25 protein-coding genes are annotated in these 24,789 nt (G+C 66.5%); 7 read left to right on the top strand and 18 right to left on the bottom strand.

Going from position 1 to position 24,789, the window contains the following annotated elements:
• Both QGG75_10465 and QGG75_10470 read left to right on the top strand, forming a co-directional pair.
• Positions 1-337, top strand: a 337-nt coding sequence (locus QGG75_10465; protein ID MDP6067656.1) for a hypothetical protein, incomplete at its 5' end; no start/stop codon positions are given.
• A gap of 27 nt (positions 338-364) precedes the next feature.
• Positions 365-1,189 carry an NUDIX domain-containing protein gene (locus QGG75_10470; protein ID MDP6067657.1) on the top strand — a complete coding sequence of 275 codons (825 nt, stop codon included), beginning with the start codon at positions 365-367 and terminating at the stop codon, positions 1,187-1,189.
• Here the strand turns inward: QGG75_10470 and QGG75_10475 are convergent.
• The 8 genes from QGG75_10475 to QGG75_10510 all read right to left on the bottom strand — a co-directional run bounded on the left by QGG75_10475 (position 1,184) and on the right by QGG75_10510 (position 9,746).
• On the bottom strand, positions 1,184-2,353 hold the full coding sequence (locus tag QGG75_10475; GenBank protein ID MDP6067658.1) for a sulfotransferase: 1,170 nt from the start codon (positions 2,351-2,353) through the stop codon (positions 1,184-1,186). The two genes, QGG75_10470 and QGG75_10475, sit on opposite strands and share 6 nt — an antisense overlap.
• Positions 2,350-3,402: an ACR3 family arsenite efflux transporter gene (gene arsB, locus QGG75_10480; protein ID MDP6067659.1), complete on the bottom strand. Its 1,053-nt coding sequence runs from the start codon at positions 3,400-3,402 to the stop codon at positions 2,350-2,352. Before arsB ends, QGG75_10475 begins: the two co-directional genes overlap by 4 nt.
• A gap of 22 nt (positions 3,403-3,424) precedes the next feature.
• Positions 3,425-4,486, bottom strand: a complete 1,062-nt coding sequence (locus QGG75_10485) for a DUF4340 domain-containing protein (protein MDP6067660.1) — start codon at positions 4,484-4,486, stop codon at positions 3,425-3,427.
• Positions 4,483-6,417, bottom strand: coding sequence for a Gldg family protein (locus tag QGG75_10490; GenBank protein ID MDP6067661.1), 1,935 nt, complete (start codon positions 6,415-6,417; stop codon positions 4,483-4,485). The genes QGG75_10485 and QGG75_10490 overlap by 4 nt, the downstream gene beginning before the upstream one ends.
• Positions 6,418-6,435: 18 nt before the next feature.
• Positions 6,436-7,170 carry an ABC transporter permease gene (locus QGG75_10495; GenBank protein MDP6067662.1) on the bottom strand — a complete coding sequence of 245 codons (735 nt, stop codon included), beginning with the start codon at positions 7,168-7,170 and terminating at the stop codon, positions 6,436-6,438.
• Positions 7,163-8,116: an ABC transporter ATP-binding protein gene (locus QGG75_10500; protein ID MDP6067663.1), complete on the bottom strand. Its 954-nt coding sequence runs from the start codon at positions 8,114-8,116 to the stop codon at positions 7,163-7,165. The genes QGG75_10495 and QGG75_10500 overlap by 8 nt, the downstream gene beginning before the upstream one ends.
• 162 nt (positions 8,117-8,278) lie before the next feature.
• Positions 8,279-9,211 carry a hypothetical protein gene (locus QGG75_10505; GenBank protein ID MDP6067664.1) on the bottom strand — a complete coding sequence of 311 codons (933 nt, stop codon included), beginning with the start codon at positions 9,209-9,211 and terminating at the stop codon, positions 8,279-8,281.
• A 79-nt stretch (positions 9,212-9,290) separates the two neighbouring features.
• Positions 9,291-9,746: an L-2-amino-thiazoline-4-carboxylic acid hydrolase gene (locus QGG75_10510; GenBank protein MDP6067665.1), complete on the bottom strand. Its 456-nt coding sequence runs from the start codon at positions 9,744-9,746 to the stop codon at positions 9,291-9,293.
• 400 nt (positions 9,747-10,146) lie between these two features.
• Here QGG75_10510 and QGG75_10515 point away from each other — a divergent pair, with 400 nt between their 5' ends.
• The 4 genes from QGG75_10515 (at position 10,147) to QGG75_10530 (ending at position 15,000) form a co-directional block, all read left to right on the top strand.
• Entirely contained in the window at positions 10,147-10,758 is a 612-nt protein-coding gene (locus QGG75_10515) for a 4Fe-4S dicluster domain-containing protein (protein MDP6067666.1), read from the top strand.
• Between the two features lie 2 nt (positions 10,759-10,760).
• Positions 10,761-11,726, top strand: a complete 966-nt coding sequence (gene nrfD, locus QGG75_10520) for a polysulfide reductase NrfD (protein MDP6067667.1) — start codon at positions 10,761-10,763, stop codon at positions 11,724-11,726.
• Between the two features lie 11 nt (positions 11,727-11,737).
• A complete protein-coding gene (locus tag QGG75_10525; GenBank protein ID MDP6067668.1) occupies positions 11,738-14,257 on the top strand; it encodes a molybdopterin-dependent oxidoreductase in 2,520 nt (839 codons plus the stop codon).
• Between the two features lie 98 nt (positions 14,258-14,355).
• The gene (locus QGG75_10530) at positions 14,356-15,000 is read left to right on the top strand and encodes a molecular chaperone TorD family protein (protein ID MDP6067669.1); all 645 of its coding nucleotides are present in this window, start codon (positions 14,356-14,358) and stop codon (positions 14,998-15,000) included.
• Here the strand turns inward: QGG75_10530 and QGG75_10535 are convergent, their stop codons facing one another.
• From QGG75_10535 to QGG75_10560, 6 genes are all read right to left on the bottom strand, one after another.
• Positions 15,001-16,164, bottom strand: a complete 1,164-nt coding sequence (locus QGG75_10535; protein MDP6067670.1) for an anaerobic sulfatase maturase — start codon at positions 16,162-16,164, stop codon at positions 15,001-15,003. It abuts the gene before it with no gap.
• A 2-nt stretch (positions 16,165-16,166) separates the two neighbouring features.
• Positions 16,167-17,306, bottom strand: coding sequence for an acyl-CoA dehydrogenase family protein (locus tag QGG75_10540; protein MDP6067671.1), 1,140 nt, complete (start codon positions 17,304-17,306; stop codon positions 16,167-16,169).
• A 13-nt stretch (positions 17,307-17,319) separates the two neighbouring features.
• Complete coding sequence (locus QGG75_10545) at positions 17,320-18,507, bottom strand: acyl-CoA dehydrogenase family protein (protein MDP6067672.1); 1,188 nt, start codon at positions 18,505-18,507, stop codon at positions 17,320-17,322.
• Positions 18,508-18,899: 392 nt separating this feature from the next.
• On the bottom strand, positions 18,900-19,757 hold the full coding sequence (locus tag QGG75_10550; GenBank protein ID MDP6067673.1) for a carbon-nitrogen hydrolase family protein: 858 nt from the start codon (positions 19,755-19,757) through the stop codon (positions 18,900-18,902).
• On the bottom strand, positions 19,754-20,014 hold the full coding sequence (gene grxC, locus QGG75_10555; protein MDP6067674.1) for a glutaredoxin 3: 261 nt from the start codon (positions 20,012-20,014) through the stop codon (positions 19,754-19,756). Before grxC ends, QGG75_10550 begins: the two co-directional genes overlap by 4 nt.
• A 20-nt stretch (positions 20,015-20,034) precedes the next feature.
• Positions 20,035-20,796 carry a ComF family protein gene (locus tag QGG75_10560; protein ID MDP6067675.1) on the bottom strand — a complete coding sequence of 254 codons (762 nt, stop codon included), beginning with the start codon at positions 20,794-20,796 and terminating at the stop codon, positions 20,035-20,037.
• A 68-nt stretch (positions 20,797-20,864) separates the two neighbouring features.
• On the opposite strand from QGG75_10560, the gene QGG75_10565 reads away from it, so the two are divergent.
• Positions 20,865-21,818: a methyltransferase domain-containing protein gene (locus QGG75_10565; protein MDP6067676.1), complete on the top strand. Its 954-nt coding sequence runs from the start codon at positions 20,865-20,867 to the stop codon at positions 21,816-21,818.
• A 36-nt stretch (positions 21,819-21,854) separates the two neighbouring features.
• On the opposite strand, the gene QGG75_10570 is transcribed toward QGG75_10565, so the two are convergent.
• From QGG75_10570 to argJ, 4 genes are all read right to left on the bottom strand, one after another.
• The gene (locus QGG75_10570) at positions 21,855-22,424 is read right to left on the bottom strand and encodes an RES family NAD+ phosphorylase (protein MDP6067677.1); all 570 of its coding nucleotides are present in this window, start codon (positions 22,422-22,424) and stop codon (positions 21,855-21,857) included.
• A gap of 26 nt (positions 22,425-22,450) precedes the next feature.
• Positions 22,451-22,738, bottom strand: coding sequence for a DUF2384 domain-containing protein (locus tag QGG75_10575; GenBank protein MDP6067678.1), 288 nt, complete (start codon positions 22,736-22,738; stop codon positions 22,451-22,453).
• Positions 22,739-22,917: 179 nt separating this feature from the next.
• Positions 22,918-23,325, bottom strand: coding sequence for a (deoxy)nucleoside triphosphate pyrophosphohydrolase (locus QGG75_10580; protein ID MDP6067679.1), 408 nt, complete (start codon positions 23,323-23,325; stop codon positions 22,918-22,920).
• Entirely contained in the window at positions 23,322-24,602 is a 1,281-nt protein-coding gene (gene argJ / locus QGG75_10585) for a bifunctional glutamate N-acetyltransferase/amino-acid acetyltransferase ArgJ (GenBank protein ID MDP6067680.1), read from the bottom strand. Before argJ ends, QGG75_10580 begins: the two co-directional genes overlap by 4 nt.
• Between the last annotated feature and the right edge of the window lie 187 nt (positions 24,603-24,789).

Here is a 24,789-nt window from a genome sequence, read left to right on the forward strand (position 1 = left end):
CGAAGCCTGGCTCGATGAGCGCCGAGGCACAGGCGGTTTCATGAAGGACTTTGCCAAGGGGCTGAACCGCTTCATCTCGCGCGGTCAAATCACCCCGGGCTGGGTCAAGCGTCACCAGCGCCTGGCGGCGGTAAGGAATCAGGCCAAGGGCGAGCCCGAGGTCGAGGTCTACGCACGCTCCTCGATCGACGCGCAAGAGGCGGCCTGGCTGACCGCCCAGATCAAGCAGGACGGCGTGCTCGACGACAACGAACGCGCGCTGCTGGCCCACATCAGGGCCACGGCCACCGACATCGACGCCACCCTCGAGCCCCTGCTCACCGAGGCCGAGGTCTAATACCGTAACTTTCTTCGGAGGTAGTTCGTGAAACCCAAGGATTTTTCCCACGTCGAGCCCAAGCCGGCGGCCACCGTGCTGTTGGCCCGCGACGGTGCCGATGGCATCGAGGTATTCCTGGTCAAACGCCATCACGATATCGAGTTCGCCTCGGGTGCCCTGGTCTTTCCCGGCGGCAAGGTCGAGGCGGGCGACACCGACGGCGCACTGCGGACGGCCTGCGAGGGTGCCGAGGGAATTGATGATGGCGACCTGGCGCTACGCCTGGCGGCCTTGCGCGAGACCTTCGAGGAATGCGGCGTGCTGCTGGCCCGGCGGCGCGGCGGCGCCGACCTGATGGATGGCGACGAACTGGCGGCGCTGGAGCCCTGGGCCGGGCGCCTGCACCGCGGCGAGGCCGGGCTTGCCGAGTTCGTGGCGGCCGAAGATCTCGTGCTGGCGCTCGACGGGCTGGTTCATTTCGCCCACTGGATCACGCCGCCGCTGGTGCCCAAGCGCTTCGATACGCATTTCTTTTTGGTGGCGGCGCCGCCGGGACAGGTGGCCGTGCACGATGGCAGCGAAGCCGTCGATTCGATCTGGGCCCGGCCGGCCTGGACTACGGCCGAAGCCGATGCCGGACGCTGCCGCCTGGTCTTCGCCACCCGCCTCAACCTGGAAAAGCTGGGCCGCTCCGCCACCGTCGCCGAGGCCATCACGGCGGCCCGAAATGCCCCCGTGGTCACCGTGCGGCCCCAGCTCGAGAAATTCGAGGACGGTATTCGCACCATGCGCATCCCGGAAGAAGCGGGCTACGGCGGCGCCATCTTCGAGGTCACCAACAAGCCGGCCATGGCGGTCAAAGCGTCATAACAGCCTGATCGCCGGCACGCCGCCTCGCCGGTCGCGCCACCACCAGCCAGCGACGTCGCGGCGTAGCGCCAGGTAGGCGGCGAACGAGGGCCGGCCGGCGCGCCAGAGCCGCCATTCCATGCCAAAGGGCAGAGGCCAGAGCAGGAAGACCAGAGCCTGTATCAGGCGGCTGCCGACCCAGCCGGGCCGCGGGTAATCCCAGGCCCGGTACTTGTCGGCCAGCAGCGTTCGTATTCTCAGGCGGTCGAGGGGGCTATAGAGGCCGTCGGGCGCAGCCGCCATCGTCCCCCGGAAGCCGGCCGCCAGGGAGCCGTCGGTCGAGACCTGGGCCCAGGGCCGGCCGTCGAAGGTACTTTCCAGCAAGGCCTCGTGCCAAGGCAAGTCCAGCCAGGCGCAGATTTTCTCGATGGTTTGGCGGGGCTCCGCGTGCAAGTCTTCCAGACGCACGCCGCGGCAGTTGGCCTCGTCCCACTGGGCCAGGCGATCGAGGTCACCGGCGGTCAATTTCGGGGCCCTGGTGGACCTGAGGTTGCGGGCACCGCTGAAGATCGGCTTGGCGTGGTAGATGCTGCGGATCAGGGCCATTGCCGCCAGGTCCGGGGCCGGGCCGTCGCGCTCCCAGGCCAGGCGGAACCAGGACGCCATGGCCGCCAGGGGCTCGCGCAAGCTGTGCAGGAACCTGAGATCATTGCCGAAATCCTCCAACAGGCCGTCGACCGCGAAGATCAGCGGATTGTGGGCCTGGAAGACGATCCAGGGGCGCTGCGAGGCAAAGTCCCGGCCCTGGGCCTCGGCGTAGGCGGCGAAGACGGCCTGGAAGAAGAATTTGCGCGGCGCGGGCTGGTCCTCGAAATCGGGCCCGTACGCCCGCAGATGAGCCTCCAGGGCCGCCGCGAAGGTCTCTCGGGCCACCCCCCAGTGGTCCGCCGCGGGCTCGAAAAGGGCGCCGTAGCGGTCACAAAAAGCCCTCACCTGGGCCGCTGCCGGCCGCGCCGCCACGCCGTCCCAGAAGGGGTAGAAATCGTGCAGGTGCTCGGCCGGCACGGTCAGCACGTCGGGGTGGGAATCGAAAAGGCTTTGCAAAAAGACCGAGCCCGATCGGCCGTAGTAGAAGATGGCGACGACCCGCTCGAGGGTGCCGGGATCGATCGGCCGGCCGCTCATGGCGGGTTGGCCAGCCCGCGCCGCACCGAGGGCGCGCTTTCGTACCAGGCCCGGCTGCCATTCACGATGCGCACCACCGAGAGCATCACCGGCACTTCGATGAGCACGCCGACCACGGTGGCCAGCGCCGCCCCGGATTCGAAACCAAACAGGCTGATGGCCGTCGCCACCGCCAACTCGAAGAAATTGCTGGCGCCGATCAGGGCCGAAGGCCCGGCCACGCAATGGGCCTCGCCGCTGAGCCGGTTGAGCAGATAGGCCAGGCCGGAATTGAAGTAGACCTGGATGACGATGGGTACGGCCAGCATGGCGATGATCAGGGGCTGGTTCAGGATCTGCTCGCCCTGGAAGCCGAAAAGCAGCACCAGCGTGGTCAACAGCGCCAGCAGCGAGAGCGGCTGCAAGCGCCCCTGCAGCCGCGCCAGCGCCGCCTCGCCGGCGGCGATGGAACGCCGGCGCAAGGCCTGGGCCAACAGCACCGGCACGACGATATAGAGCCCCACCGAGAGCAACAGCGTCTGCCAGGGCACGGCAATGGCGGAAAGGCCGAGCAAGAGCGCCACGATGGGGGCGAAGGCAAAGACCATGATGATGTCGTTGAGCGCCACCTGGCTGAGGGTGAAGTGGGGCTCGCCGTCACAGAGGTTGGACCAGACGAAGACCATTGCCGTGCAGGGCGCGGCGGCCAGCAGGATGAGGCCGGCGATATAGCTCTCGAGCTCCGCCGTCGGCAGGTAGGGGGCAAACAGGCCGGCGATGAAAAGCCAGCCCAAAAGCGCCATGGAGAAGGGCTTGACGGCCCAGTTGATGAACAGGGTGACGCCGATACCGCGCCAGTAATCGCGCACCCGATGAAGTGCCCCGAAATCGATCTTGACCAGCATGGGCACGATCATCAGCCAGACCAGTCCGGCCACCGGCAGGTTGACCTGGAAGGCCTCGGCCGCGGCGATGAGGCGAAACAGCCCGGGAAACAAATTACCCAGCGCCACCCCGGCAACGATGCAGAGAGCAACCCACAGGGTGAGAAAACGCTCGAAAATCGACATGTCAGCCGATATAGGCCGCAGGCTACTTTTTGTCGTCTTTTTTCTTGATCACGTCGGCCAGACGCTGCTTCAGCGTGGTGACCTTCCAGTCGGGGATCTCGAACACCCAGCCCTGTCCGCGGGCGTTGATCTCGGCCGCTTCCTTGACCGCATCATGGTCTTTGGCGCCCTCTTTCTTCTCGCCGCTGGCAGCTATGGTGGCCCAGGCCTTGTCGCCCTCGACGACGAAAGCGAGCTTCACGGTGAGGCCGTCGAAAGTGGTCATCTCGACGCTGATCGTCTTATCGACGGCCAACACCTTGTTGGCCGCCTGGCGGGCATCGCGCAGCTCGAAATCATCGAAGGGCCGCAGATAGGCGTCGGCCGTGGCTTTCTCACGCACCGCCTCGCCCTCGGGCAGGTTGAGCAGGCGGGCGTCTTTCTGCTCGGCATTTTCCTTGCCCACCACAATCGTCTCGCCGTCCGGGTGCTTGACGCTGACCCGGGCGACGCGGTCTCGGTCGACGTCGAAGAGCCCCTTCACCAGCCAGCCGTCGGGGGCGCTGTCGGCGTTGATCTCGCCCTGGGCCAGCCAGGCCTGGTCCTCGCCGTCGCGGCGCAGATAAATGCCGCGGCCGGCCTCGCTGCTGCCCAGTTTGCTCTTGCCGATGACGAGGCCGGCGATGACCTGGCCCTGGGCATCCAAAAGCCGCAGGCGCTTGGCCTCGGAATCGGCCGAGGGATCGTCGAGATCGAGCACCGCCAGGCGGTCGCGCCGCTTGGTCTTGGCCTGGCGCAGCTCGAGCTCGCCCAGGCTGATGATCAGACCGCTGAGCTTGGCCGCCTCGACGGCATAGCCGTCGCTTTCCTTGAGCGTCCAAGCCGCTCCCCCGCCTTTCCCCGTGCGCTCGAAGGTCATGGTTCGGCCGCCGCTCTCCAGCACCACCGAGCTGATCCCACTCGCCTTGTCGGCAAGGCCCGGGAAAAGTTTCTCACCTCTAGCCATCGTGGCCAGGGCGGGGCGCTGGTTATTAAGCGCCAGGCCCGCCGCCACACTGGTGAGTAACGCCACCAGGGCCAGGATGGCTACCGTTTTGGGCTTCATGCCGTCCTCCCCGGCGCCGGGCGCCGACGGCGCAGCACGGCGGCCACCACGGTGGCGATACCGAGCAGCAGCGGTATGGCCGCTATGTTGAAGAACTTGAGCCAGGAATCGAGGGACTCGATATCGGCCCTCAGGGCCTGCTGGACGTCGCGAAGACCGCGCCGGACGACCACCATTTCCTGGCGGAACTTTTCGATCTCGCGCTTGGCCTCGGGCGGCAGGATGGCCTCTCCCTGGGCCTTTTCGCCGCCCTTGAGGCGGGTCAGTTTCCGCTGGATCTCCTGCAGGCTTTTGAGCAGCGTCTGCTCGCGCGAGCGGAAGCGGGCTTCCGCATCACGGCGGATCTCGTCCACCATAGTGAAGGGCCGCGAGGTTTGGCCCCGGCCCCTGAGCCCGACCAGGGCCTCGCTGCCGCTCAGGTTATCCAGTGCATTGATCAGGAAATCGACGTTGTTGGAGATCGGCACCAATACCTTCTGGCCGAAGAAGTCGCGCTGGCTGACCCAGAACTCGTCATAGAGCATGTCGACGTCGGCCACCACGATGACGTTGATGGGCCCTTTCGAGGCCGCCAGGTGGGCCGCCTTCGCGGCCTTTTCGTTTTCATCCTTGGCGGCTTCTTCCTTGGCGTCTGTTTTCTTCTCCGCCTCCTTGGCTTTGGGCGGGCCCTCGGGAAAGGCGCTTTTGACCGGGCCGGTCAGGCGGGCGGCCAAGGCCAGGCGCTTGTCGCCGTCCTTATAGGCGCGCAGCAGCCCCAGCGGGTCGGGGCGCATGCCGATCACCTGCACGGTGTCGATGGGCATGGCCCGGGCCCCGGTCTGGACCAGCGGCGCAAAGCTGGTGCCGGCGGCGGGCACGGGCTCGAGGATACCGGCGGTGGCCATGATCATCTGCCGGATGTCGCCGCTGACCACGTCGTCCTGCTCGAAGTGGCGCTGCATCAAATTCAGCCAGACCACGTAGTCGGCCACCACCGGCCGGTTGCCGCCGGGCGCGTTGACGCGCTGGGCAGCGTCGCGGTCGCCCACCACCTTGTCCTTGACCAGGCGCGCCCCCCAGGCCTCGAGCAGGCGGTTGAAGTCGGAGACGGCGTCGGGCAGCCGCATGCCGGAAAGCGCCTGGACTTCGGCGTTGGGGTCGACGAAGACGATGACCTTGCCGCCGCCCAAGACGAACTGGTCGATGGCGTATTTGAGGATATCGTCGAAGCCCTTGGGATGGATGATGAGCAGCAGGTCGGCATCATCCGGCACCTGCTTGTCAAATATGGTCATGGGCCGCACATCGAAGAAATTGCCGATCTGCTCGGTGAACAGCCAGGGCGGCGCCGGCCGGCCGGCCCGGCCGGCCCCCAGCACGGGCAGCGACGAAAGCACCGCCAGCACCTTCTTTTTGGGATTGGCCAGGCGGTGGATCAGCGAAGTCAAATCGTATTCCACGAAGCGCTCGCGCTCGGCGTTGAAAAACGGCACCACCTCCTGGCCGTCGGTGGAGTTGCTGGCGACCAGGCCGAAATAGCCGAGATCGCCCGAATCGCCCAGCGGCACCCCCTGCAGGCCCGAGGCCACGGCCCGGTCCTCGACGTCGGTGAAGGGCTGGGGATTGCGGATGTCGAGCTGCAGGCGGCCACCCGAAAGGTCGGCGTAGCGTTCCAGCAACTCGCGCACGCGGTTGTAGAAGTTGGCGTGCAGCGGGCTGCGTTGGCCCAGGCCGTCGGAAAAATAGAGCTCGACCGCGATGGGCTCGTCGATGGCCGCCAGCACCGTACTGGTGCCCGGCGACAGCGAATAGAGCTCGTCCTCGGTGAGATCGAGCTGCCACGAGGTGAAGGCCGCGTTGGCCAAAACGTTGACGCCGAGGAAGATGATCGCCGCCAGCGCCAAGCCCACCAAGGCCAGGCGCCGGCGCTGGCTGTCGCTGCTGCTATCCATGCCCGCTATCGCCATGGCCTAGTCCGCCCGCTTGAGGTCGACGATGACGACGTTGGCGCCGAGCCAAAAGACGATCATCGAAAGGAAGAAGACCAGGTCGCGGAAATCGATCACGCCCTTGGTGATGGCCTGGAAGTGGGTCAGGAAACTGAGCGAGGCGACCAGATCCACCAGCGCCCGCGGCGCCCAGCCCTGGAAGAAGCTGAGAACCAGCGCCATGCCGCTCATGGTGAAGAGGAAGCACACCGTGGCCGAGACGATGAAGGCGATGACCTGGTTCTTGGTCAGGGCCGAGATGCACGAGCCGATGGCCAGGAAGGCGCCGGCCATGACCAGACTGCCGAGATAGCTGGCCAGCACCACGCCGTTGTCGGGATCGCCCAGCAGGTTGACCGTGATCCACATGGGAAAGGTCAGCACCAGAGCCAGGCCGATGAAAGCCCAGGCAGCGAAGAACTTGCCCAGCACCGCTTGCGCCGTCGAGATGGGCAGCGTCATGAGCTGCTCCACCGTGCCGGTCTTGCGTTCCTCGGCCCACAAGCGCATGGCCACCGCCGGTACCAGCAGCAGGTAGAGCCAGGGGTGGTAGCCGAAAAAGCTGCCGAGGTCGGCCTGGCCGCGCCCGAAGAACTGGCCGATATAGAAGGTAAAGGCACCGGTCAGCGCCAGGAAGATGACGATGAAGACGTAGGCCAGTGGCGTCGAGAAGTAGCTTCGCAGCTCGCGTTTGGCGATGACCCGGATATTACGCATGGCCGGCCTCCGGATCGCCGCCGGTGATCTGGCGAAAGACGTCGTCGAGGCGCCCGCGCTCGACCGTCAGCTCCTCCACGGCGATGCCTTGGGTCCGGATTACCCCGGCCACGGCCGCCGCCAAGTCCTGGCCCGGTGCCGGCAGCACCCGCAAGCGCACCGCGCCGGAGGCCATGTGGGCCACCTCCAGGCTGGCAACCCCATCCAGACCGACCAGCGCCGGGCGCAATTTGCCCTCGTCGGCGTGCGCCACGACCAGCGCCACGGCGTTGTGCTCGGGCAGCCTGGCCTGCAGCTCCTCGGCCGTGCCATCGGCCAGCAGGCGCCCGGCGGCGATGATCACGGCCCGGCTGCACACCGCCTCGACCTCCTCGAGAATATGGGTCGAGATGATGATGGCCTTTTCGGCTGCCATTTCCCGGATCATCGAACGCACATGGTGCTTCTGGTTGGGATCGAGGCCGTCGGTGGGCTCGTCCAGGATCAGCACCTCGGGGTCGTGCAGGATCGCCTGGGCCAGGCCGACGCGGCGTTTGAAGCCCTTGGAGAGTGTTTCTATGCGCTGGCCGACGACGCTTTCCAGCGACACCGTGCCCAGCGCCTTTTCCACCCGCTGGCGCCGCTCGGCACCGTCGAAGCCACGCACCTCGGCGATGAAATCGAGGAAGCCGGCCACCGTCATGTCGCCATAGGTCGGCGCGCCCTCGGGCAAGTAGCCCAGGCGCTGCTTGACGGCGATGGGCTCGGCGACCACGTCGTGGCCGCAAACCAGTGCCCGGCCCGAGGTCGGCGGCAGATAGCCCGCCAGCATCTTCATGGTGGTCGATTTGCCGGCGCCGTTGGGCCCCAGGAAGCCCAGCACCTCGCCGCGCCCGACGCTGAGGTCGATGCCGTCGACGGCGGCCAGGGAGCCGTAGGTCTTGGTCAGCCCCTGCAAGGCGATCATCTCAGACATTATCGCTTCCCGTTGCGCTTGACAGGCCGGTCTCCGCGCCCGCTACTGCCATGAGGATCGGCGCCCCACCAAGCCGTGAGCGAGGCGCCAGCAGGCGCAATATAGTCAACGCCCGGCGGCGATCAAGTGCCTTTGGTGGGAAGGCGCGGCGGCCTATTTCGTCCGCACGCCCTGAGGATCGAAATTCAGCTCCAGCACCCGCCAGGCGGCGAACTGGCCGGCCGGCATTTCATAGGGCGAGCAACGCATGACAGCGCGCAGCGCGCGGTCGGCGGTGGGCAGGAACAGATCACTGCCGGCCTGGCTGCCGGTGTTGCGGCTCAGCACCTGGGGCGTGCTCCTGAGGTTGCCGTCGCGGCGCAACTTCACCCGCACCTTGATCACCGGCTGGCGGGCCGCGCCACTGCCCGGCGGCGCCTGCCAGCAGCCGCTGACCTGCTGGCCCAGCGCCTTGGCCAGGGCGCCCTGCGGCACGCTGCTCTGGGCCGCGGAGCTCTGGGCCGCCGGTGCCGGGGCACTCGAAGCCCGGGCCTGGGGCGCGGCCCGGACCTGCGGCGCGGCCTGGGCCGGGGGTCTGGCCCTGGCCCTCGCCCCTTTCATGACCTCCGACATGCCACCGCCCAGGACGGCGGCACCGGCCATCTCGGCGGCACCGCCGACGATTTCCTCGAAGGCGCCGCGCAAACGGCTCAGCATGCGCCGCATCTGGGCCTGGTTGCCATCATGGTAGAGCTCCTTGCGGGCCACCTTGGTATCGCCGTCGTAGTCAAAATTATCGACCAGCACCTTGGCGCCAAGGGGGCCGAGCAGAACGCTGAACAGCAGCGTGTCCTTGCCGCCGGCCTGGGCCTTGACGTCGGCGGTATCGAAGACGAAACGGAAAAAGCGGGTGATCTCGGCAACCGTCAGATGGTCGTCGCCGGTGACGTCGACCAAGGTCCAGAGATCGCTCTCGCAGTTCGCCTTGCCGGCTTCGCAATCGGCGATCAGGCGCTCGAAGTCGCTCGCCATGGCGGCTTTGGCGCCACTTGGCAACAACAGCACCAGAAACAGCGCCGAGGCCATGGCAACGGCTTTCCCGGTCATCGTCTTCTCCTTTTGCCCCGCCGCCTCTTTTAGCACATTTCGCGGCCCTGCCGTCAGGCGCCATCGGCGGCCCTCGGTTTTACCCCAATCGATAGCGAAAATCGCAACACGTCCCGCCGCTCATCAGCGTCTCGCGCCGCTCGAAGGCGACGCCCATGCCCTCCGCCATGGGCTCGTCGGCGCGACAGGCCAACAGGGGCCCCAGCTCTCGGGCCCCCAGCTTTTCCAGATGTTCGGCGTAGGCACAGCGCCGCACGTCGAAGCCGAACTCCGTCTCGTCCTCGCCCAGCGTTTGGTATTCAAGGGCGCCGCCCGCAGCAAAGGCTTCGACGCCGCGCTGCATGCTTTGGCGGTCGACCCGGCCGGCCGCCGCCAGGCGTTCGCCATGGGCCCGCGCCTCGGCATCCAGCACCTCGGCCACCAAGGCATCGGCCGTGGCCTCGCCGAGCTCCGCCCTGAGACGGCGCAGCAGCGGCACCAGCAGCGCCATCTGGGCTTTGAAACGATCGAACTGGGTGAAATTGCTCTCGGCCATTGTCGCCCTCCGCCAACTCTTCAATTTGCCAAGCGTCAGTTCAGCCTAGCGTATTTCAGGATTGACAAGAAATGCGGCGGTTCGAAAACCGTGATTTTATTGGCCAAACCCGTCCGCGACAGTTTGCCGCAGGACACCTTGTCGCATTGTGATTCCCCGCTTTTTGCCGAAATATCCCCCTGCGATTCCCAGAAACTTTATCGCGCTTGCGCTCGCGCTAACGCCGCGATCGCACTTCAACAACGAACGGGAGCGGGTGATGTCGTCCACCACAACAGAGAAACGACTTTCTCGCCGCGACGCTTTGCGAGGAGCCGGAGCCGGCGCGGTTGCCGCGACGGTGATTGCGGCCACGCCTCGCCAGGCCTCGGCGGCCGCCACGTCGAAACCCCACTTCGGCATGGTCATCGATACCCGGCGCTGCATCGGTTGTCATTCGTGCTCGGTAGCCTGCAAGGCCGAGTTCGACACCCCCTTGGGGTACACCAGGTCGTGGGTCGAATACGTCGAGAAGGGCAATTTTCCCAATGTCAGCCGGGCCTTCCTGCCCCGGTTGTGCAACCACTGCTCGGATCCTCAATGCGTCAGCGTCTGCCCCACCGGGGCGACCTGGAAGCGCGACGAGGACGGTATCGTGGTGGTCGACGCCGAGGTTTGCATCGGCTGCAAGTACTGCCTGCAAGCCTGCCCCTACGACGCCCGCTTCATCAATCCCATCTCGGGCTCCGCGGACAAGTGCGATTTCTGCCTGCACCGCACCACCAAGGGCACGGCACCGGCCTGCGTCACCACCTGCATCGGCCGGGCCCGGGTGTTCGGCGACCTCAACGATCCCTCGAGCGAGGTGGCCCGCCTGATTGCCGGCAACAACGTCACGGTGCTGCGCAAGGACATGGGCACCAAGCCCAACGTCTACTACATCAACGCCGATCATTCCGACGAAGCGGACGCCCGCCATTCCGGACAATACATCCGGGTGACGACGCATCGCCGCGAGAAACAGAGGAGGTAATCATGACAGAGGGATTGACCTGGGGGTTTCCCGTCATCGCCTATCTGTTCTTGGCGGGTTTGGGTGCCGGGGCGCTGACGGTCAGCGCTTCGATGTTCCTGCGGGGCGGAGATCCGCAACGCGGTATGCACGTCGATACGGCACGCTACGGAGCCTTTCTGGCGCCCGTGCCGATCATCATCGGCTGCGGCTTCCTGATCTTGGAACTTGGGTCGTTCGAGGCGGGGCATATGTTCCGCTTCTTCAACCTCTACCTGGTGATGAACTTGTCGCCGATGTCGGTCGGCACCTGGTTGCTGACGGCCTGCATCATCATCAGTCTGGCCTATGCCTACACCTATCTGAAGGAGGCCCCGGGCCTGACGCAGGAGCAGCGCTACACCTGGCGCCGCCTGCTGTCCTGGATCGCCATTCCCTTCGGCATTGCCACGGCGGTCTATACCGGCATCCTGCTGGGCGCCATGCCGGCGCGGCCTTTTTGGAACTCGCCCATCCTGGCCATGCTGTTCCTGCTGTCGTCGCTGTCGACGGGGGTGGCGGCGATCCTGCTGCTGCGCGCGCTGTTCCCCTCGAACCGCTTCGATCCCGAGACCGAGCGCCAGTTCAACAACTCGGGCTACATCCTGACCTCCACGGACACCATGCTGATCGGCTTCGAGTTGCTGGTGATCTTCCTCTTTGTGATGTTCGCGCACCTCACGGTGGGTAACGTCAAGGAGGCGGTCAGCGTGATCCTGGCGGGCGGCCAGTTGGCCAACTGGTTCTGGTTCGGCGTGGTCATCGTCGGGCTCTTGCTGCCGGCCCTGATCGAGCTCTACTACGTGATTCCCAGATTGGTCTTCCACGGCGAGTTCGTGGCGCCGCGGGGAATGGAGATCGTGGTTCCGATCGCCATCCTCATCGGTGGCTTCATGCTGCGCTACGTGGTGGTCGTAGCCGGTCAGATTACCGGCCCGATCGGGCTCTAAAGGAGGCTGCTATGTCTACGCGAAGAGATTTCCTGAAGCTCGGTGCCGCGGCAACGACGGCGGCGCTGGCAACGGGAGGCGTCTTGACTGCCCAAAGCGCCTCCTTTGGTGAAGGCAAGGACTACTCGCCCCAGACCGGACGGGAACGCCAGCCCGTGCCGTCGACCTGCTGGCAGTGCGTCTCACGCTGCCCCATCGTCGGCTACGTCGAGAACGGCCGCCTGGTCAAGATCGAAGGCCAGCCCAACTCGATCCGCACCGAGGGCAAGATCTGCGCCAAGGCCCAGGCCGGGGTCAACCAGGTCTACGATCCCGACCGCATCCTCTATCCCATGCGCCGCGTAGGCCTTCGTGGCGAGGGCAAGTGGAAGCGCGTGAGCTGGGACGAGGCCCTGACCGAGGTTGCCGGGCGCTTGAAAAAGCTGCGCGACGACGGCCATCCGGAAAAATTCATGTTCCACTACGGACGCATGAAGGCCTCATCGTCGAAGCTGATCAAGAGCGTGTTCCTGGCCAATTACGGCACCAGCACCATCGGCAACCACACTTCGATCTGCGAAGGCGGAAAGTGGACGGCGCAGGAGCTGACCTGGGGGTCGCACTATGACAACTGGGACTTCGACCACACCAAGTTCGTGCTCAACTTCGGCTCCAACTGCCTCGAGGCCCACACCAACCACACCGCGGTGGCCCATCGCCTGGCTCGGGCCATCGTCGACCGCAACGTGCGTATGGTGAGCTTCGACGTCAGGCTTTCCAACACCGCCGCCAAGTCGAGCGAGTGGGTCCCCGTCAAGCCCGGCACCGACGGTGCCGTGATGCTGGCCATGTGCAACGTCATCATGGAAGGCGGCCTCTATGCCGGCGAGGGCGAGGACTTCCTGCAATTCGTCAAGGTGACGAAGGGCCCGAACCCCCCGGTGGCCGACAAGATCGCGGCCCTCAAGGCGCACCTGGCCCAGTACACGCCGGAATGGGCGGAAAAGCAAAGTGGTGTCCCGGCCAAGATGATCCGGGAAATAGCCGTCGAATTCGCCACCACCAAGCCGGCCGTGCTGATCACCTATCGCGGTGCCGTGGCCCACGTCAACGGCAACGACACCGAACGGGCGGCGCAAATGCTGGCTTCCATCACCGGCAACGTCGACAACCCGGGTGGGCGCTGCAAGGCCGTCGGCCCCAAGTGGAAATATCCCAAGGGCCCGAAAAAGAAGCCCAAATCGAAGAAGCTCAAGATCGTCGACGGCTTCAAGGGCCAGGCCAAGCTGCCGACCCATCACATGAGCCATCACGTGCTCAAGGTGATCAAGGACGGCAGCCAAGGGCGGCCCGAAATCTACATGTGGTACTGTTATGCGCCGGTCTATTCGAACGGCGATGTGAAGGAGAACATCGAGGTTCTCAAGGACGAGCCATTGATCCCCTTCACGGTCTGCGTCAATCCGTTCTACGACGAATCGGCGGCGCTGGCCGACATCATCCTGCCCGACGCCACCTACCTCGAGCGCTGGGATTGGGAGGACATGGTGTCACCGGCACAGATCCCCGAGTACTACATCCGCCAACCCATGGTGAAGCCACTGGGCGAGGTTCGGGATTTCGCCGACGTCACCTGCGAACTGGCCGAACGCATGGGCTTCCCGCTGGGCATCAAGAACAAGGAGGAGTTCGTCAAGGCCTCATGCGAAAAGACCAAGGCGGTGAAGGCCGCCGGCGGCTTCGAATTCATTCGCAAAGCCGGCGTCTTCAGCGAAGCCGGCGCCCATCCCAAGTACTTCTCGTACCGCAAGACCGTGAAGCCCGAGGCCTACGAGCATGATGGTGTCATCCTCGACCAGGCCACCGGCGTCTACTGGAACTGGAAGAAGGCCAAGGTCAAGTCCGAGGAAGAAGCCCGGGCCAAGGGTTATGCCCACACCAAGAAGTCCTACAAGGCCTACGTCGGCCAGCGTATCGGCGACAAGGTCTACAAGGGTTTCAAGCCGGACAAGGTGAACAAGTCGGGCTTCATGGAGCTCTACTCCGAGATCATGGAGGACAAGGGTCTGAATCCCCTGCCCATCTACCGGCCCATCGCCGAGCACCAGAAGATGGGCCAGGGCGAGCTCATCCTGACCACCTTCAAGGTCAACGTGCAGGTCCATTCGCGGACACAGAACTGCAAGTGGCTGACCGAGATCTATCACGACAATCCGGGTTGGATTAACCCGGCCACGGCCGCCGGCCTGGGCATTGGCCATGGCGACAAGATCAAGGTCACCTCGGAGATCGGCGAGATCGAGACCAAGGCCCACGTCACGCCCGCGGTGGTACCCGGCGTCATCGCCATCTCCTTCCACTGCGGACACTGGGAATACGGACGCTACGCCTCGGGCAAGAAGTCGCCCGTCGGCGCCAAGGATCCCAGTGACAAATTCAAGTGGTGGTCCAGCAAGGGTGAGCACCCCAACTGGATCATCCCCAACCGGCCCGATCCCATCAACGGCCAGCAGGCCTGGATGGATACCGTGGTCAAGGTGGCCAAGGTCTAGCCGCCGCGGCGTTTGGTGGGTCCGGGAGCCTTCCCGGGCCCACCTTTTTTTGCCCCCTGCCCTTCCCAGCGACCGCTCGGCGGACCTATCATTCGGCCATGAAAAACGACGAGCCGGCCCACATCGCCGCCCAGCGCGCCAATCTCTACGGCTTCCTGGCCACCCTCTTTCGCGCCGAACCCGATGTCGAGCTGATTCACCGGCTGGCCGATGCCGACTACATCACGCTGCTGCGCGCCGCCGGAGCCGATCTCGAGGCCGCCTACTTCCAGCGTCCCGAGGCCGAGGTGCTGGAGGAACTGGCGGTCGAATACACCCGCCTCTTCATCGGCCCGGGCAAGCACGTCTCGCCCCACGCCTCGGCCAACATGCCCAACGAAGGCGGCACGCTGTGGGGCCGGAGCACCAGCGACGCCGTGGCACGGATCCGCGAGGCCGGCCTCGACTACGACCCCGACTACCATGGCCTGCCCGATCACGTCAGCGTCGAGTTCGAGCTCATGGCGGCGCTGGCCGGCCGCGAGGCCGAGGCCTGGCGGGCCGGCGAGGAAGAGGCGGCACTGAGCCAGCGCCGACTCCAGGCCTCGTTCATCGAGGAACATCTGGGCCACTGGCTACCCGAATTCTGCCGCCGCATCATCGAGCAGGCGGAGCTGGCGCTCTACGGCGAGATGGCCAAGCTGACAGCCGCCTTCCTCGAAGCCGAACGCGCCGACCTGGCGGGCGAAAGCGGCGCCGGCTGATCAGCGCCGGGAAAGGTCCGCCGCCAGGGCCTGGGCCCGTGGTGCGGCGTGGGCGAAGAAGCGGCGGTAGGAGGGGCAGAGGTAGCTCAAGGCACCGCCGCCGCCGTCTTGGGCCACGAAACGGTGCTTCGGACAATCGCCGCCACAGTGCGCCAGATGCGCACACGCCCGGCAAGCGGCCGGCAACCCGGTCTCCTTGGCGGCCCCGAAGCGGCACTGCCCCGGGCTCGCCGCCAATTCTGCGAAAGAGCGTTCAGTGACGTTGCCCAGCCGGTGTTCGGCATCGACGTAGTGGTCGCAGGCATAGAGATCGCCGTTGTGCTCGAGAGCCAGCGCCCGGCCGCAGCGGGCGGCGTGGACGCACTGGCCGGGGGGCGCGCCGAGGAAGTGGCCGACCAGGGATTCGAACGCCATGACGTAGGCCCGGCCCACGTCGCGGCCCTGCCATTCGTCGAACACGGCCGCGAGGAAGCGCCCGAAGCCCTCGGGCGGTACCGACCAGGGCGCGATTTCCGTTGCCTCCTTGCCGGGCAACGCCAGGGTGCCGTCGGGCCGCAGGCGTTCGACCAGCGGGATGAACTGCATGACCTCGACGCCGGCGCGCCGCAGGAAGCGGTAGATGCGCCGGCCCTCGCGCACATTGCCGCGATGTACCACGGTCAGGGTGTTGACCGCGACGCCGCGCTCAAGCATCAGGTCCAGGGCGCGCCGCGTGCGTTCAAAGGTGGGCCGGCCCTTGCGGTCGCGGCGGTAGCGATCCGTCAGCGTCCGCGGCCCGTCGATGCTGAGTCCCACCAGGATGCCGGCCTGGGCCAGATAATCGGCCCAGGCCTCGTCGATCAGGCTGCCGTTGGTCTGCAGCGAATGTTCGAGCCCCACGCCGGCGGGGCGGATGCGCTCGGCCAACTCGACGGCGCGGCGCAAAAAGTCGAGCCCGGCCAAGGTCGGCTCGCCGCCCTGCCAGCAGAGCTGCACGTTGCCTGCCGAGCCATCGAGAATACCGCGCAAAAAGGCCTCCAGCACCGGCTCCGGCATGAGCAGCCGGGCCGGCTTGGGATAGAGGGTTCGCTTGGCGGTATAGAAGCAGTAATCGCAATCGTAGTTGCAGGCCGGCCCCACCGGCTTGACGATGACGTGCCAGCCCGCTGCCGGGTCCGCAGGCAGTTTCAGAACTCCCGCAAACGCGCGAAGCGGTCGCGGTGGAAGGCGGCGTCGCCGAAGCTCTGCTGGGCCACCCGGGCGCGCTTGAGGAAGAAGCCGATCTCCTCCTCGTCGGTCATGCCGATGCCGCCGTGCAGTTGCACCGCCTCGCTGGACACCAGCTCGAAGGCGTCGCAAAGCTTGGCCTTGGCGCAACTGGCCAGCTCGGCCACGTCGCCCCGGCCGGCATCAAGGGCATCGAGGCCCTCCATGACGATGGATTTCGAGAGCTCGATCTCGTTGAACATCAGGGCCGCGCGGTGCTTCAGCGCCTGGAAGGAGCCGACGGGCACACCGAACTGCTGGCGCACCTTGAGATATTCGATGCTGCGCTCGAAAGCCTCGGAAATGCTGCCCAGCATCTCGGCCGAAAGCGCGATGCGGGCCCGGTCCAGGAGATCGTCGAGCAGCCCGGCAGCGCCGCCGATCTCGCCCAACACGGCCTCGGGCCCCACAGTGACGCCATCGAATGAGATACGGGCGGCGTTGCGGCTGTCGACCATCATGGTCCGGGTGCGTTTGATGCCAGCGGCGTCGGCCGGCAGTAGAAACAGCGACACGCCCTCGTCGTCGGCCGGGCCGCCGGCCGTGCGGGCCGCCACGATGAGTCGGTCGGCGACGTGGCCATCAAGCACGAAGCGCTTCTCGCCGCTGATCCGGAAGCCGCCGTCGACCGGCCCGGCCCGGGTGGCGACATGGCGGGGGTCGTGGTGCGCTCCCTCCTCGTGGGCCAAGGCCAGCAACAACTCGCCAGCGGCCACGGCCGGCAGCAATTCACTCTGTTGCGCGGCCGAGCCGCCCAGTTGCAGCGCCGCCGCCCCGATCACCGCCGTGGCCAGCAGCGGCGTGGCGGCCAGGGTGCGCCCTGATTCTTCCAGCACCAGGCCCATGGCCAGATAGCCGAGCCCGGAGCCGCCGTATTCCTCGGCCACCAGGATGCCGGCAAAGCCGAGCTCCGCCATGTCGCGCCACAGCGCCGGCGAATAGCCCAGCGCATCGCCCTCGTCGCGCAGCGCCCTGAGCGACGCCACGGGCGCCTCCGCGGCGAAAAAATTGTGCGCCGTGTCCTTGATCAGGACCTGTTCCTCGTTCAGTACCAAGGCCATAGCGCTGCCCCACCTAGTCCGGCAGGCCAAGGACGCGCTTGGCGATGATGTTGAGCTGAACCTCCGAGGTACCGCCCTCGATCGAATTGCCCTTGGAGCGCAGCCAACTGCGGGTGAGGTTGAGCTCGTCGTCCGCGAAGCCTTCGCCCTCCCAGCCCAGGCCCTGGAAGCCCGTGCACTTCATCATCAGCTCCATGCGTCGTTTATTATGTTCCGTGCCGTAGTACTTGAGCATGGCCGAGGTGTGGCCCGGACCGCCGGCCTTGGCTTCTTCGCCGGCACGTCTGAGCGTCGCGGCGAAACAGCGCGAGTTGATCTCCTGGCGGGCGATCTCGTCGCGCAGCACGGCATCGGCGATGCCGCGGTTGTCGACGCCGACATATTCCTTGGCCAGGCCGTCCAAGGACAACTCCGACGAGCCGATGGCCCGGCCCATGCCCATGGACGAAATCATGGTGCGCTCGTGCTGCAACAGCCGCTTGGCGATCTCCCAACCGCCGTTCAGGCGCCCCACCAGGTTCTCCTTGGGCACGGCCACGTCATCGAAGAAGGTTTCGCAAAACGGCGAGGAGCCCGAGATCAGCTTGATGGGACGGGTGCTGACGCCTTCGCTGGCCATGTCGAAGAGCAGAAAACTTATACCTTCGTGCTTTTTAGAGCTGTCGGTGCGCACCAGGCAGAAGATCCAGTCGGCCTTGTCGGCATAGCTGGTCCAGATCTTCTGGCCGTTGACCAGATAGTGATCGCCGCGGTCCTCGGCCTTGGTCTGCAGACCCGCCAGGTCCGATCCGGCGCCGGGTTCGGAATAGCCCTGGCACCAACGGATCCGGCCGGCCACGATCTGCGGCAGGTGCTCCCGCTTCTGGACCTCGCTGGCGAGCTCGAGCAGCACCGGCCCGAGCATCCAGAGACCGAAGCTGAACAAGGGAGGGCGGCACTTGAGGCGGTCCATCTCAACCTGCAGAATCCGGGCCTGGTCCTTGTCGAGACCGCCGCCGCCGTATTCCCGAGGCCAGGTCGGCGCCGTCCAGCCCTTGGCGGCCATGCGTTCGAGCCAAGCCTGCGAATCGGGGTTGACGAAGACCGGCTTGCGCCCGCCCCACACGGTTTCCTCCTCCGGCATCGGCGTGCGGCAACTGTCGGGGCAATTGGCCTCGAGCCAACTGCGGCTCTCGTCGCGGAACTGATCGAGGGATGACACAGTTATCTCCTGCCCGGGAAAGGGAAACGGCTGGCCACAGGGCCTATTGTAGACGGGATTCGGAGCGAATGCTTTACTGCCGGCTAGGCCCCGTTCCTGGCCCAGACCGCCTGGCTGGTCCGGACCTGCCACGCCAACCCGCCGGCGCCGGGCATCGAGGCCGTACGCCTGCCCGGCCAGCGCGCGCTGGAGTACAGGCGTAGCGCCCTGCCCCGCCCCCTGACGCCAAAATAGGAACAAAAGCGTCCGCGTCCCCTTAATTAAGAATCGTTAATGCGGCGGCGTTGACTTCGTTAAGAAAGCGTCCGCGTCCGTTAAGAAAGCGTCTGCGTCCCCTTAATTAAGGAATGTTAATGCCGTTTTGTTGAATTGGTAAAGCCCTAGCCCTTGCCCTATCCGCTGGCGCGGTCGGTGTCGACGACCGGCAGTTCGGGGCCTTGGAAGCGGCGGTCGTGGCCCAGCGCCGGGATCATGGCCCGGGCCTCGTCAGAGGCCGCCAGGTCGATCTCGGCGCTGATCACGCCGACCTCCGTGCCGGCCTCCGCCACCACCTTGCCCCAGGGATCGACGATCAACGAATGGCCGTAGGTCTGGCGTTTGCGGGGATGCCGGCCGCACTGGGCCGGCGCCACCACGAAGCAGCCCGTCTCGATGGCCCGGGCGCGCAACAGCGTGTGCCAGTGGGCCTCGCCCGAGACCCGGGTGAAGGCCGCCGGCACCGTCAGCAGCCGCGCCCCGGCCTGGGCCAAGGCGCGGTAGAGGTAGGGAAAACGCACGTCGTAGCAGACCGTCAGGCCGACCAGGCCCCAGGGCGTAGCCGCCAGCACGGCCCGGTCACCGGGCTCGAAGGTCTTCGATTCGCGGTGCACTTCGCCCTCGGGCAGGTCGACGTCGAACATGTGGATCTTGTCGTAGCGGGCGGCGATTTCCCCCTCGGCGTCGAAAAGAAACGAACGCGGCGCCACGCGCCCGTCGGCCGAGCCCACGCCCAGCGTGCCGGCCAGCAGCCAGACCCCGGTCTGGCGCGCCAGTTCGGCGCAAGCGGCGACGGCCGGGTGCTCGGCCTGGGGCACGGCGCTGGCCCTCAGGTCGGCCGCACTTTCAGCCATCAGGGCGCTGTTCTCGGGCAGCGTCACGAGGTCGGCGCCGCCTGCTTGAGCCTGGCGCACGAGATCGCCGACGCTGGCCAGGTTGGCGGCCATGTCGGGACCGCTGTTGAGCTGCACGCAAGCCACCGTCAGTTTGCTCATGCGCCGGCTCCCAGCAGGCCATCCAACTCGCCGTCGAAGTCGAGCTCATATAGCTCGTCGCAGCCGCCGACGTGGCGTTCGCCGATGAAGATCTGGGGCACCGTGTGGCTGCCGGCCCGTTCCATCATGCGCCGCCGGGCCTCGGCATCGGCGCTGACGTCGATCTCGTCATAACCGACGCTTTTCTTTTCCAACAACCCCTTGGCCCGCCAGCAAAACGGGCAGTAGGGCGTCGTGTAGATCACCACGTCGTTCATCCGCCACCTCCGGCCGCCAACTATATAGGGTCGCTGTTGGGCCGAACAACCCGGGCCACGGTGAGCACCCGCACCTCGCCGGCACCGCCCCGCAGCAGCACCCGGGCGCAAGTGCGCACGGTGGCACCGGTGGTCATGACGTCGTCGACCAGAACCACGGTGCGGCCCAAGGCCTGCGCCCGGCGCCCGGCCGGCAGCACGATGGCGCCTTCGAGGTTGCGAAAACGCGCGCTGCGGCTGAGGCCGCCCTGGGGCGGCGTCGGCCGCTTGCGCTGCAAGAGATCGGGCACGAATTCCAGACCGCTGGTCCGGCCCAGCGCCTGGGCCACCAGGGCGGCTTGGTTGTAGCGCCGGGCAAACAGCCGGCGGCGGTGCAGCGGCACCGGCACCACCACGTCGGCACCAGGCAAGAGCTCCGCCCCGGCCCGGGCCAGCCAGCGCCCCAGGCTGGGCGCCAGGTCGGTTCGGTCGCCGTGCTTCAGCGCCAGGATCAGGCCGCGGCTGGCCTCGTCGTAGCGCAACGCCGCCCGGGCGGCAGCGAATTCCGGCGGCTCGCGGGCGCAACCACCACAGAGCGCCCCGGGCCCCTGGTCATAGGCGAAGGGAAAGCCACAAACGGCGCACATCGGGCCGTCGAGGAACGTGAGCTGGCGCCAGCAGCCGGCGCACAACTGGCCCTGCGCGTCGACCGCGCCGCGGCAGGCCAGGCAGCGCGGCGGCAAGACGATATCGAGCGCCGGCAGCAAGATCCGCGAGGCCCGCGAGAGCAGTGTGGCAGCCATAAGTTGCATCTAAGCGGGCTGGGCCGCGCCGAGTCAATGCAGAGAAATCCTGCCGCCAAGCGGCAGGAATGCAGAGAAATCTTGCCGCCGAGCGGCAGGAATGCCATATGGCCGGCATGTCCGACGACCACCTCATCTTCGATCGTGGCGCCCTGCGGCGCCATCGCGAGCGCGCCGCGGCCGGCTTCGCGGACTTCGATTTCCTGGCCCGCGAAGTGGCGATTCGCCTCGGCGAACGCTTGGCCGACGTCACCCGACGCTTTCCCCGCGCCCTCGATCTGGGTTGCCTGAACGGCACGCTGAGCCGCGCCATCGCCGGCCTGGGCGGCATCGAAAGCATCGTGCGCTGCGATCTCTCGGCGGCCCACATCGCCGCCGCCCGGCGCCTGGGCGGTGGCAACGGCCTAGACCTGGTGGCCGACGAGGAATTTTCGCCCTTTGCCGAGGCCTCGTTCGACCTGGTAGTCAGCGGCCTGGCGCTGCACTGGGTCAACGACCTGCCAGGCACGCTGGCCCAGATCCGGCGCTGCCTCAAGCCTGACGGCCTCTTTCTGGCAACCTTTCTGGGCGGCGACACGCTGAGCCAGTTGCGCGCCGCCCTGGTCGAGGCCGAGAGCGAGCAGAGCGCCGGGGCCAGTCCGCGCGTCTCCCCCTTTGCCGACGTGCGCCAGGCCGGCGACCTTCTCATCCGGGCCGGATTCGCCCTGCCGGTGGCCGACGTCGACAGCCTCAGCGTCAGCTACGGCGACGCCCTCGGCCTGATGCGAGATTTGCGCGGCATGGGCGAGAGCAACGCCCTGGACGGACGGCGGCGGAACTTCACGCCGCGAAAGCTGCTGTGGCGCGCCGCCGAGCTCTACCGCCAGCGCTACGCCGACAGAGAGGGCCGCCTGCCGGCGCGCTTCGATATCATCACCATCACGGCTTGGGCCCCGCACCCCTCGCAGCCCCGGCCGGCGCGGCCCGGCAGCGCCACGGCCAGCCTGGCCGATGCCTTGGGCGAAGTCGGGGGCGGGATCTGAGACGGCGTTTTGCCGCCTCCGAGAACCGTCGCAGGTTCACGTTTTCGGGCCTGCCGCCGCCTCGGGATGCGCCAAGCGCCACTCCTGCCAGTCGAGATCGGAACTGCTTTCCAGGGAAAGCTCCCCGTGCCCAGCCAAATGATCGAGGAAAAGCACCAGGTTGTCCTCCGCGTAACGGGCGCTCGGTACGATCATGCCGTCGAACTCGAGAAAATGAGCGGCGGCACCGACTTGCCGGCAGCGCAGATAATCGAGGGAGCGGTAGGTTCGGGTGTCGACGCCGAGCGCTTCCAGTTGGCCAACGTCCGCCAGGCGCAGCGTCCGGCCGGTCTTCACACCGAGGGTGTTCAGACATACCGGCCGTGAGGGAAAAACCGATTGCCGGGAGAAATGGAAATGGATTTCCGCGACGGCAGCGACCGGACCGAGACTGGTATAAAGGACTTCGAACAGCTGCGGCGGTGCCCAGCGCCCACCGGCCAGGCTGCCGGCCAGAGGATCGCGTTCACGCCATGTGACACGATAAGCATTGCCGGCAAAGGCAATGGGCTCCTGGACGCTCAGGGCGTCGATCAGATCCCGCTCATGGACGTGGCTACTGGCCATGCGGTAATCGCCGCCCGAAACCGGCCTCAGATGTAGACGTTGTCCGCGAGCTGCTCGATGACTTCCAGGACTTCCTCGATCTTGCCTTCCTGGATCAATTCGGCCGGCTTGCGGCCGTCGAGCAGCTTGTGGCGCGAATAGAGCCAGAGACGGGCTTCGTCCGGGGTATAGAACTCAGCCAGTTGGTCGACGACGTATTCGAGCTCCACGAGCAGGAGCTGCGACGACCGGTGTGGCGAAGCCTTGCCGGTGTTCCAGCGCGACACCGTTGCCGGCGACGTACCCAGAACATTGGCCACGTCCACGGCATTCATGCCGCCGCGATCGCGCAGGGCCTCAATTTTTCGAGCAATTATGTTACTCATTGCGCTTCAAATACCTTTTTGATGCACAAACGTCTTACATTTTGATTTCATATTTGACTATATATGAAATTCTCCGCCAGATATCAAGCCCGATTCCACCGGCCAACTTAATTATAACATGTTGAATTCTAAAGAAAATCCCGCAACATGGCGACCAGCGGCTTGTCGGCGGGCGGCATGTCGTAATCGGCCATCTCGCGCGGCCGCAGCCATTTCAACTCCTGGCCCTCGCGGGCCCGCGGCCTGCCCTGCCAGACGCGGCAGACGTATAGCGCCATCAGCAGGTGAAAATCGGCATAGTCGTGCGAGGCGAAGGTGAAGGGGGCGAGGCAGGATTCGGTGACGTCGATGGCCAGCTCTTCGGCCAGTTCGCGGATCAGCGCCGCTTCCGGGGTCTCATCCGCCGCCAGCTTGCCGCCGGGAAATTCCCAGAGCCCGGCCAGGGCCTTGCCGGCCGGGCGGCGCGCCAGCAGCACCCGATCGTCGGCATCGACCAGGGCGGCGGCGACCACCAGCTGGATGGGCTTGGCTTTCACGAACGATAGTCCGCGTTGATCGAGATGTAGCCATGCGTCAGGTCGCAGGTCCAGACCGTGAAGCGGCCGCGGCCGACGCCGACGTCGACGGCAATTTCGATCTCGTCGCCCTTCATGTAGGCCGCCACCGGGGCCTCGTCGTAGCCCGGCACGGCCAGGCCGCGCCTGGCGATCTCGGTGCCGCCGATGGCGATGCCAAGGCGGTCGCGGTCGGCCTTCTCGCCCGCTTTGCCCACCGCCATGACGATGCGGCCCCAGTTGGGATCGCAGCCGGCGATGGCGGTCTTGACCAAGGGTGAATTGGCGATCGAAAGGCCGATCTGCCGCGCCGCCCGGGCCGATTCGGCGCCGCGCACGTTGACGGTGACGAATTTGCCGGCGCCTTCGCCGTCGCGCACGACCTGCTGGGCGAGATCGGTCAGCACCTCGCCCAGCTTGGCCCGGAAATCCTTGAGGCAGGGATCAGTGGTGGATTTGACCGGCCGGTGGCGCGGCCCACGGGCGGTGGCGAACAGCAGCACCGTATCCGAAGTCGAGGTGTCGCTGTCGACGCTGATGGCGTTGAAGGAGCGCGCGTTGGCCGCCACCAGGCAGCGTTTGAGCACGGCTGCGGGCAGGCGGGCATCGCTAAACACGAAAGCCAGCATGGTGGCCATGTCGGGCGCGATCATGCCCGAGCCCTTGGCGATGCCGGCGATGGTCACCGGCCGGCCGCCGATCTCGGCTTGGCGACTGGCTCCCTTGGGGAAGGTGTCGGTGGTCATGATGGCCTCGGCCGCCGGCTTCCAGGCGCCCGGCTTGAGGCGACGCTTAAGTCCCCCCAGCACCCGGGTGATGCGCTGATCGGGCAGCTTCTCGCCGATCACCCCGGTCGAGGCGACGAAGACCTGGCCCGGCTGGCAGCCCACGGCCTGGGCCGCCGCCCGGGCCGTACGTTGGACGGCGGCCAGCCCGGCGGCGCCTGTGAAGGCGTTGGCGTTGCCGGAATTGACCAGCAGCGCCCGGGCCCTGCCGCCGCGCAGGGCGGCGCGGCACCAGTCGACCGGGGCGCTGGCGGTTTGCGAACGCGTGAAGACGCCGGCCACGGTGGTGCCCGGTGCCAGTTCGGCCAGCATGACGTCTTTGCCGGCGCGGCCCCGTACAGCGGCGCTGGCGGCGGCCAGCCTGAGGCCGGCGATCTCCGGCAGTGGGCCAAAGCGGGCCGGTGCCAAAGGCGATCTGGCCGGCGCCGCCGGGGCTAAGGATTTGGCGCCTTTGCGCCTGGATTTGCCTGCCATCGCCGTTCTCCGTCTGGTTGCCTCGAGCCGGCCCCTACTATACAGCGGGCAAGCCGCCCACAAGGTGCTGCTTGGCCCGTGGCCGCCCCGTGGCCGCCCCGTGGCCGCCCTATGGTTTTCGCATCGTTGACACTGCCAATCCCTGCCCTTATGTCTCAGGTCGGCCGGCCGCGGCGCCGGTTTATTT

Source organism: Alphaproteobacteria bacterium (assembly GCA_030740435.1).
In the GTDB taxonomy this organism is placed as follows: domain Bacteria; phylum Pseudomonadota; class Alphaproteobacteria; order UBA2966; family UBA2966.

Bases quoted from the DNA above. Each gene is read 5' to 3' on its own strand.
- QGG75_10475 (MDP6067658.1), bottom strand. From the start codon at position 2,353: ATGAGCGGCCGGCCGATCGATCCCGGCACCCTCGAGCGGGTCGTCGCC.
- arsB (MDP6067659.1), bottom strand. From the start codon at position 3,402: ATGTCGATTTTCGAGCGTTTTCTCACCCTGTGGGTTGCTCTCTGCATC.
- QGG75_10485 (MDP6067660.1), bottom strand. From the start codon at position 4,486: ATGAAGCCCAAAACGGTAGCCATCCTGGCCCTGGTGGCGTTACTCACC.
- QGG75_10490 (MDP6067661.1), bottom strand. From the start codon at position 6,417: ATGGATAGCAGCAGCGACAGCCAGCGCCGGCGCCTGGCCTTGGTGGGC.
- QGG75_10495 (MDP6067662.1), bottom strand. From the start codon at position 7,170: ATGCGTAATATCCGGGTCATCGCCAAACGCGAGCTGCGAAGCTACTTC.
- QGG75_10500 (MDP6067663.1), bottom strand. From the start codon at position 8,116: ATGATCGCCTTGCAGGGGCTGACCAAGACCTACGGCTCCCTGGCCGCC.
- QGG75_10505 (MDP6067664.1), bottom strand. From the start codon at position 9,211: ATGACCGGGAAAGCCGTTGCCATGGCCTCGGCGCTGTTTCTGGTGCTG.
- QGG75_10510 (MDP6067665.1), bottom strand. From the start codon at position 9,746: ATGGCCGAGAGCAATTTCACCCAGTTCGATCGTTTCAAAGCCCAGATG.
- QGG75_10515 (MDP6067666.1), top strand. From the start codon at position 10,147: ATGGTCATCGATACCCGGCGCTGCATCGGTTGTCATTCGTGCTCGGTA.
- nrfD (MDP6067667.1), top strand. From the start codon at position 10,761: ATGACAGAGGGATTGACCTGGGGGTTTCCCGTCATCGCCTATCTGTTC.
- QGG75_10525 (MDP6067668.1), top strand. From the start codon at position 11,738: ATGTCTACGCGAAGAGATTTCCTGAAGCTCGGTGCCGCGGCAACGACG.
- QGG75_10530 (MDP6067669.1), top strand. From the start codon at position 14,356: ATGAAAAACGACGAGCCGGCCCACATCGCCGCCCAGCGCGCCAATCTC.
- QGG75_10540 (MDP6067671.1), bottom strand. From the start codon at position 17,306: ATGGCCTTGGTACTGAACGAGGAACAGGTCCTGATCAAGGACACGGCG.
- QGG75_10550 (MDP6067673.1), bottom strand. From the start codon at position 19,757: ATGAGCAAACTGACGGTGGCTTGCGTGCAGCTCAACAGCGGTCCCGAC.
- grxC (MDP6067674.1), bottom strand. From the start codon at position 20,014: ATGAACGACGTGGTGATCTACACGACGCCCTACTGCCCGTTTTGCTGG.
- QGG75_10560 (MDP6067675.1), bottom strand. From the start codon at position 20,796: ATGGCTGCCACACTGCTCTCGCGGGCCTCGCGGATCTTGCTGCCGGCG.
- QGG75_10565 (MDP6067676.1), top strand. From the start codon at position 20,865: ATGCAGAGAAATCTTGCCGCCGAGCGGCAGGAATGCCATATGGCCGGC.
- QGG75_10570 (MDP6067677.1), bottom strand. From the start codon at position 22,424: ATGGCCAGTAGCCACGTCCATGAGCGGGATCTGATCGACGCCCTGAGC.
- QGG75_10575 (MDP6067678.1), bottom strand. From the start codon at position 22,738: ATGAATGCCGTGGACGTGGCCAATGTTCTGGGTACGTCGCCGGCAACG.
- argJ (MDP6067680.1), bottom strand. From the start codon at position 24,602: ATGGCAGGCAAATCCAGGCGCAAAGGCGCCAAATCCTTAGCCCCGGCG.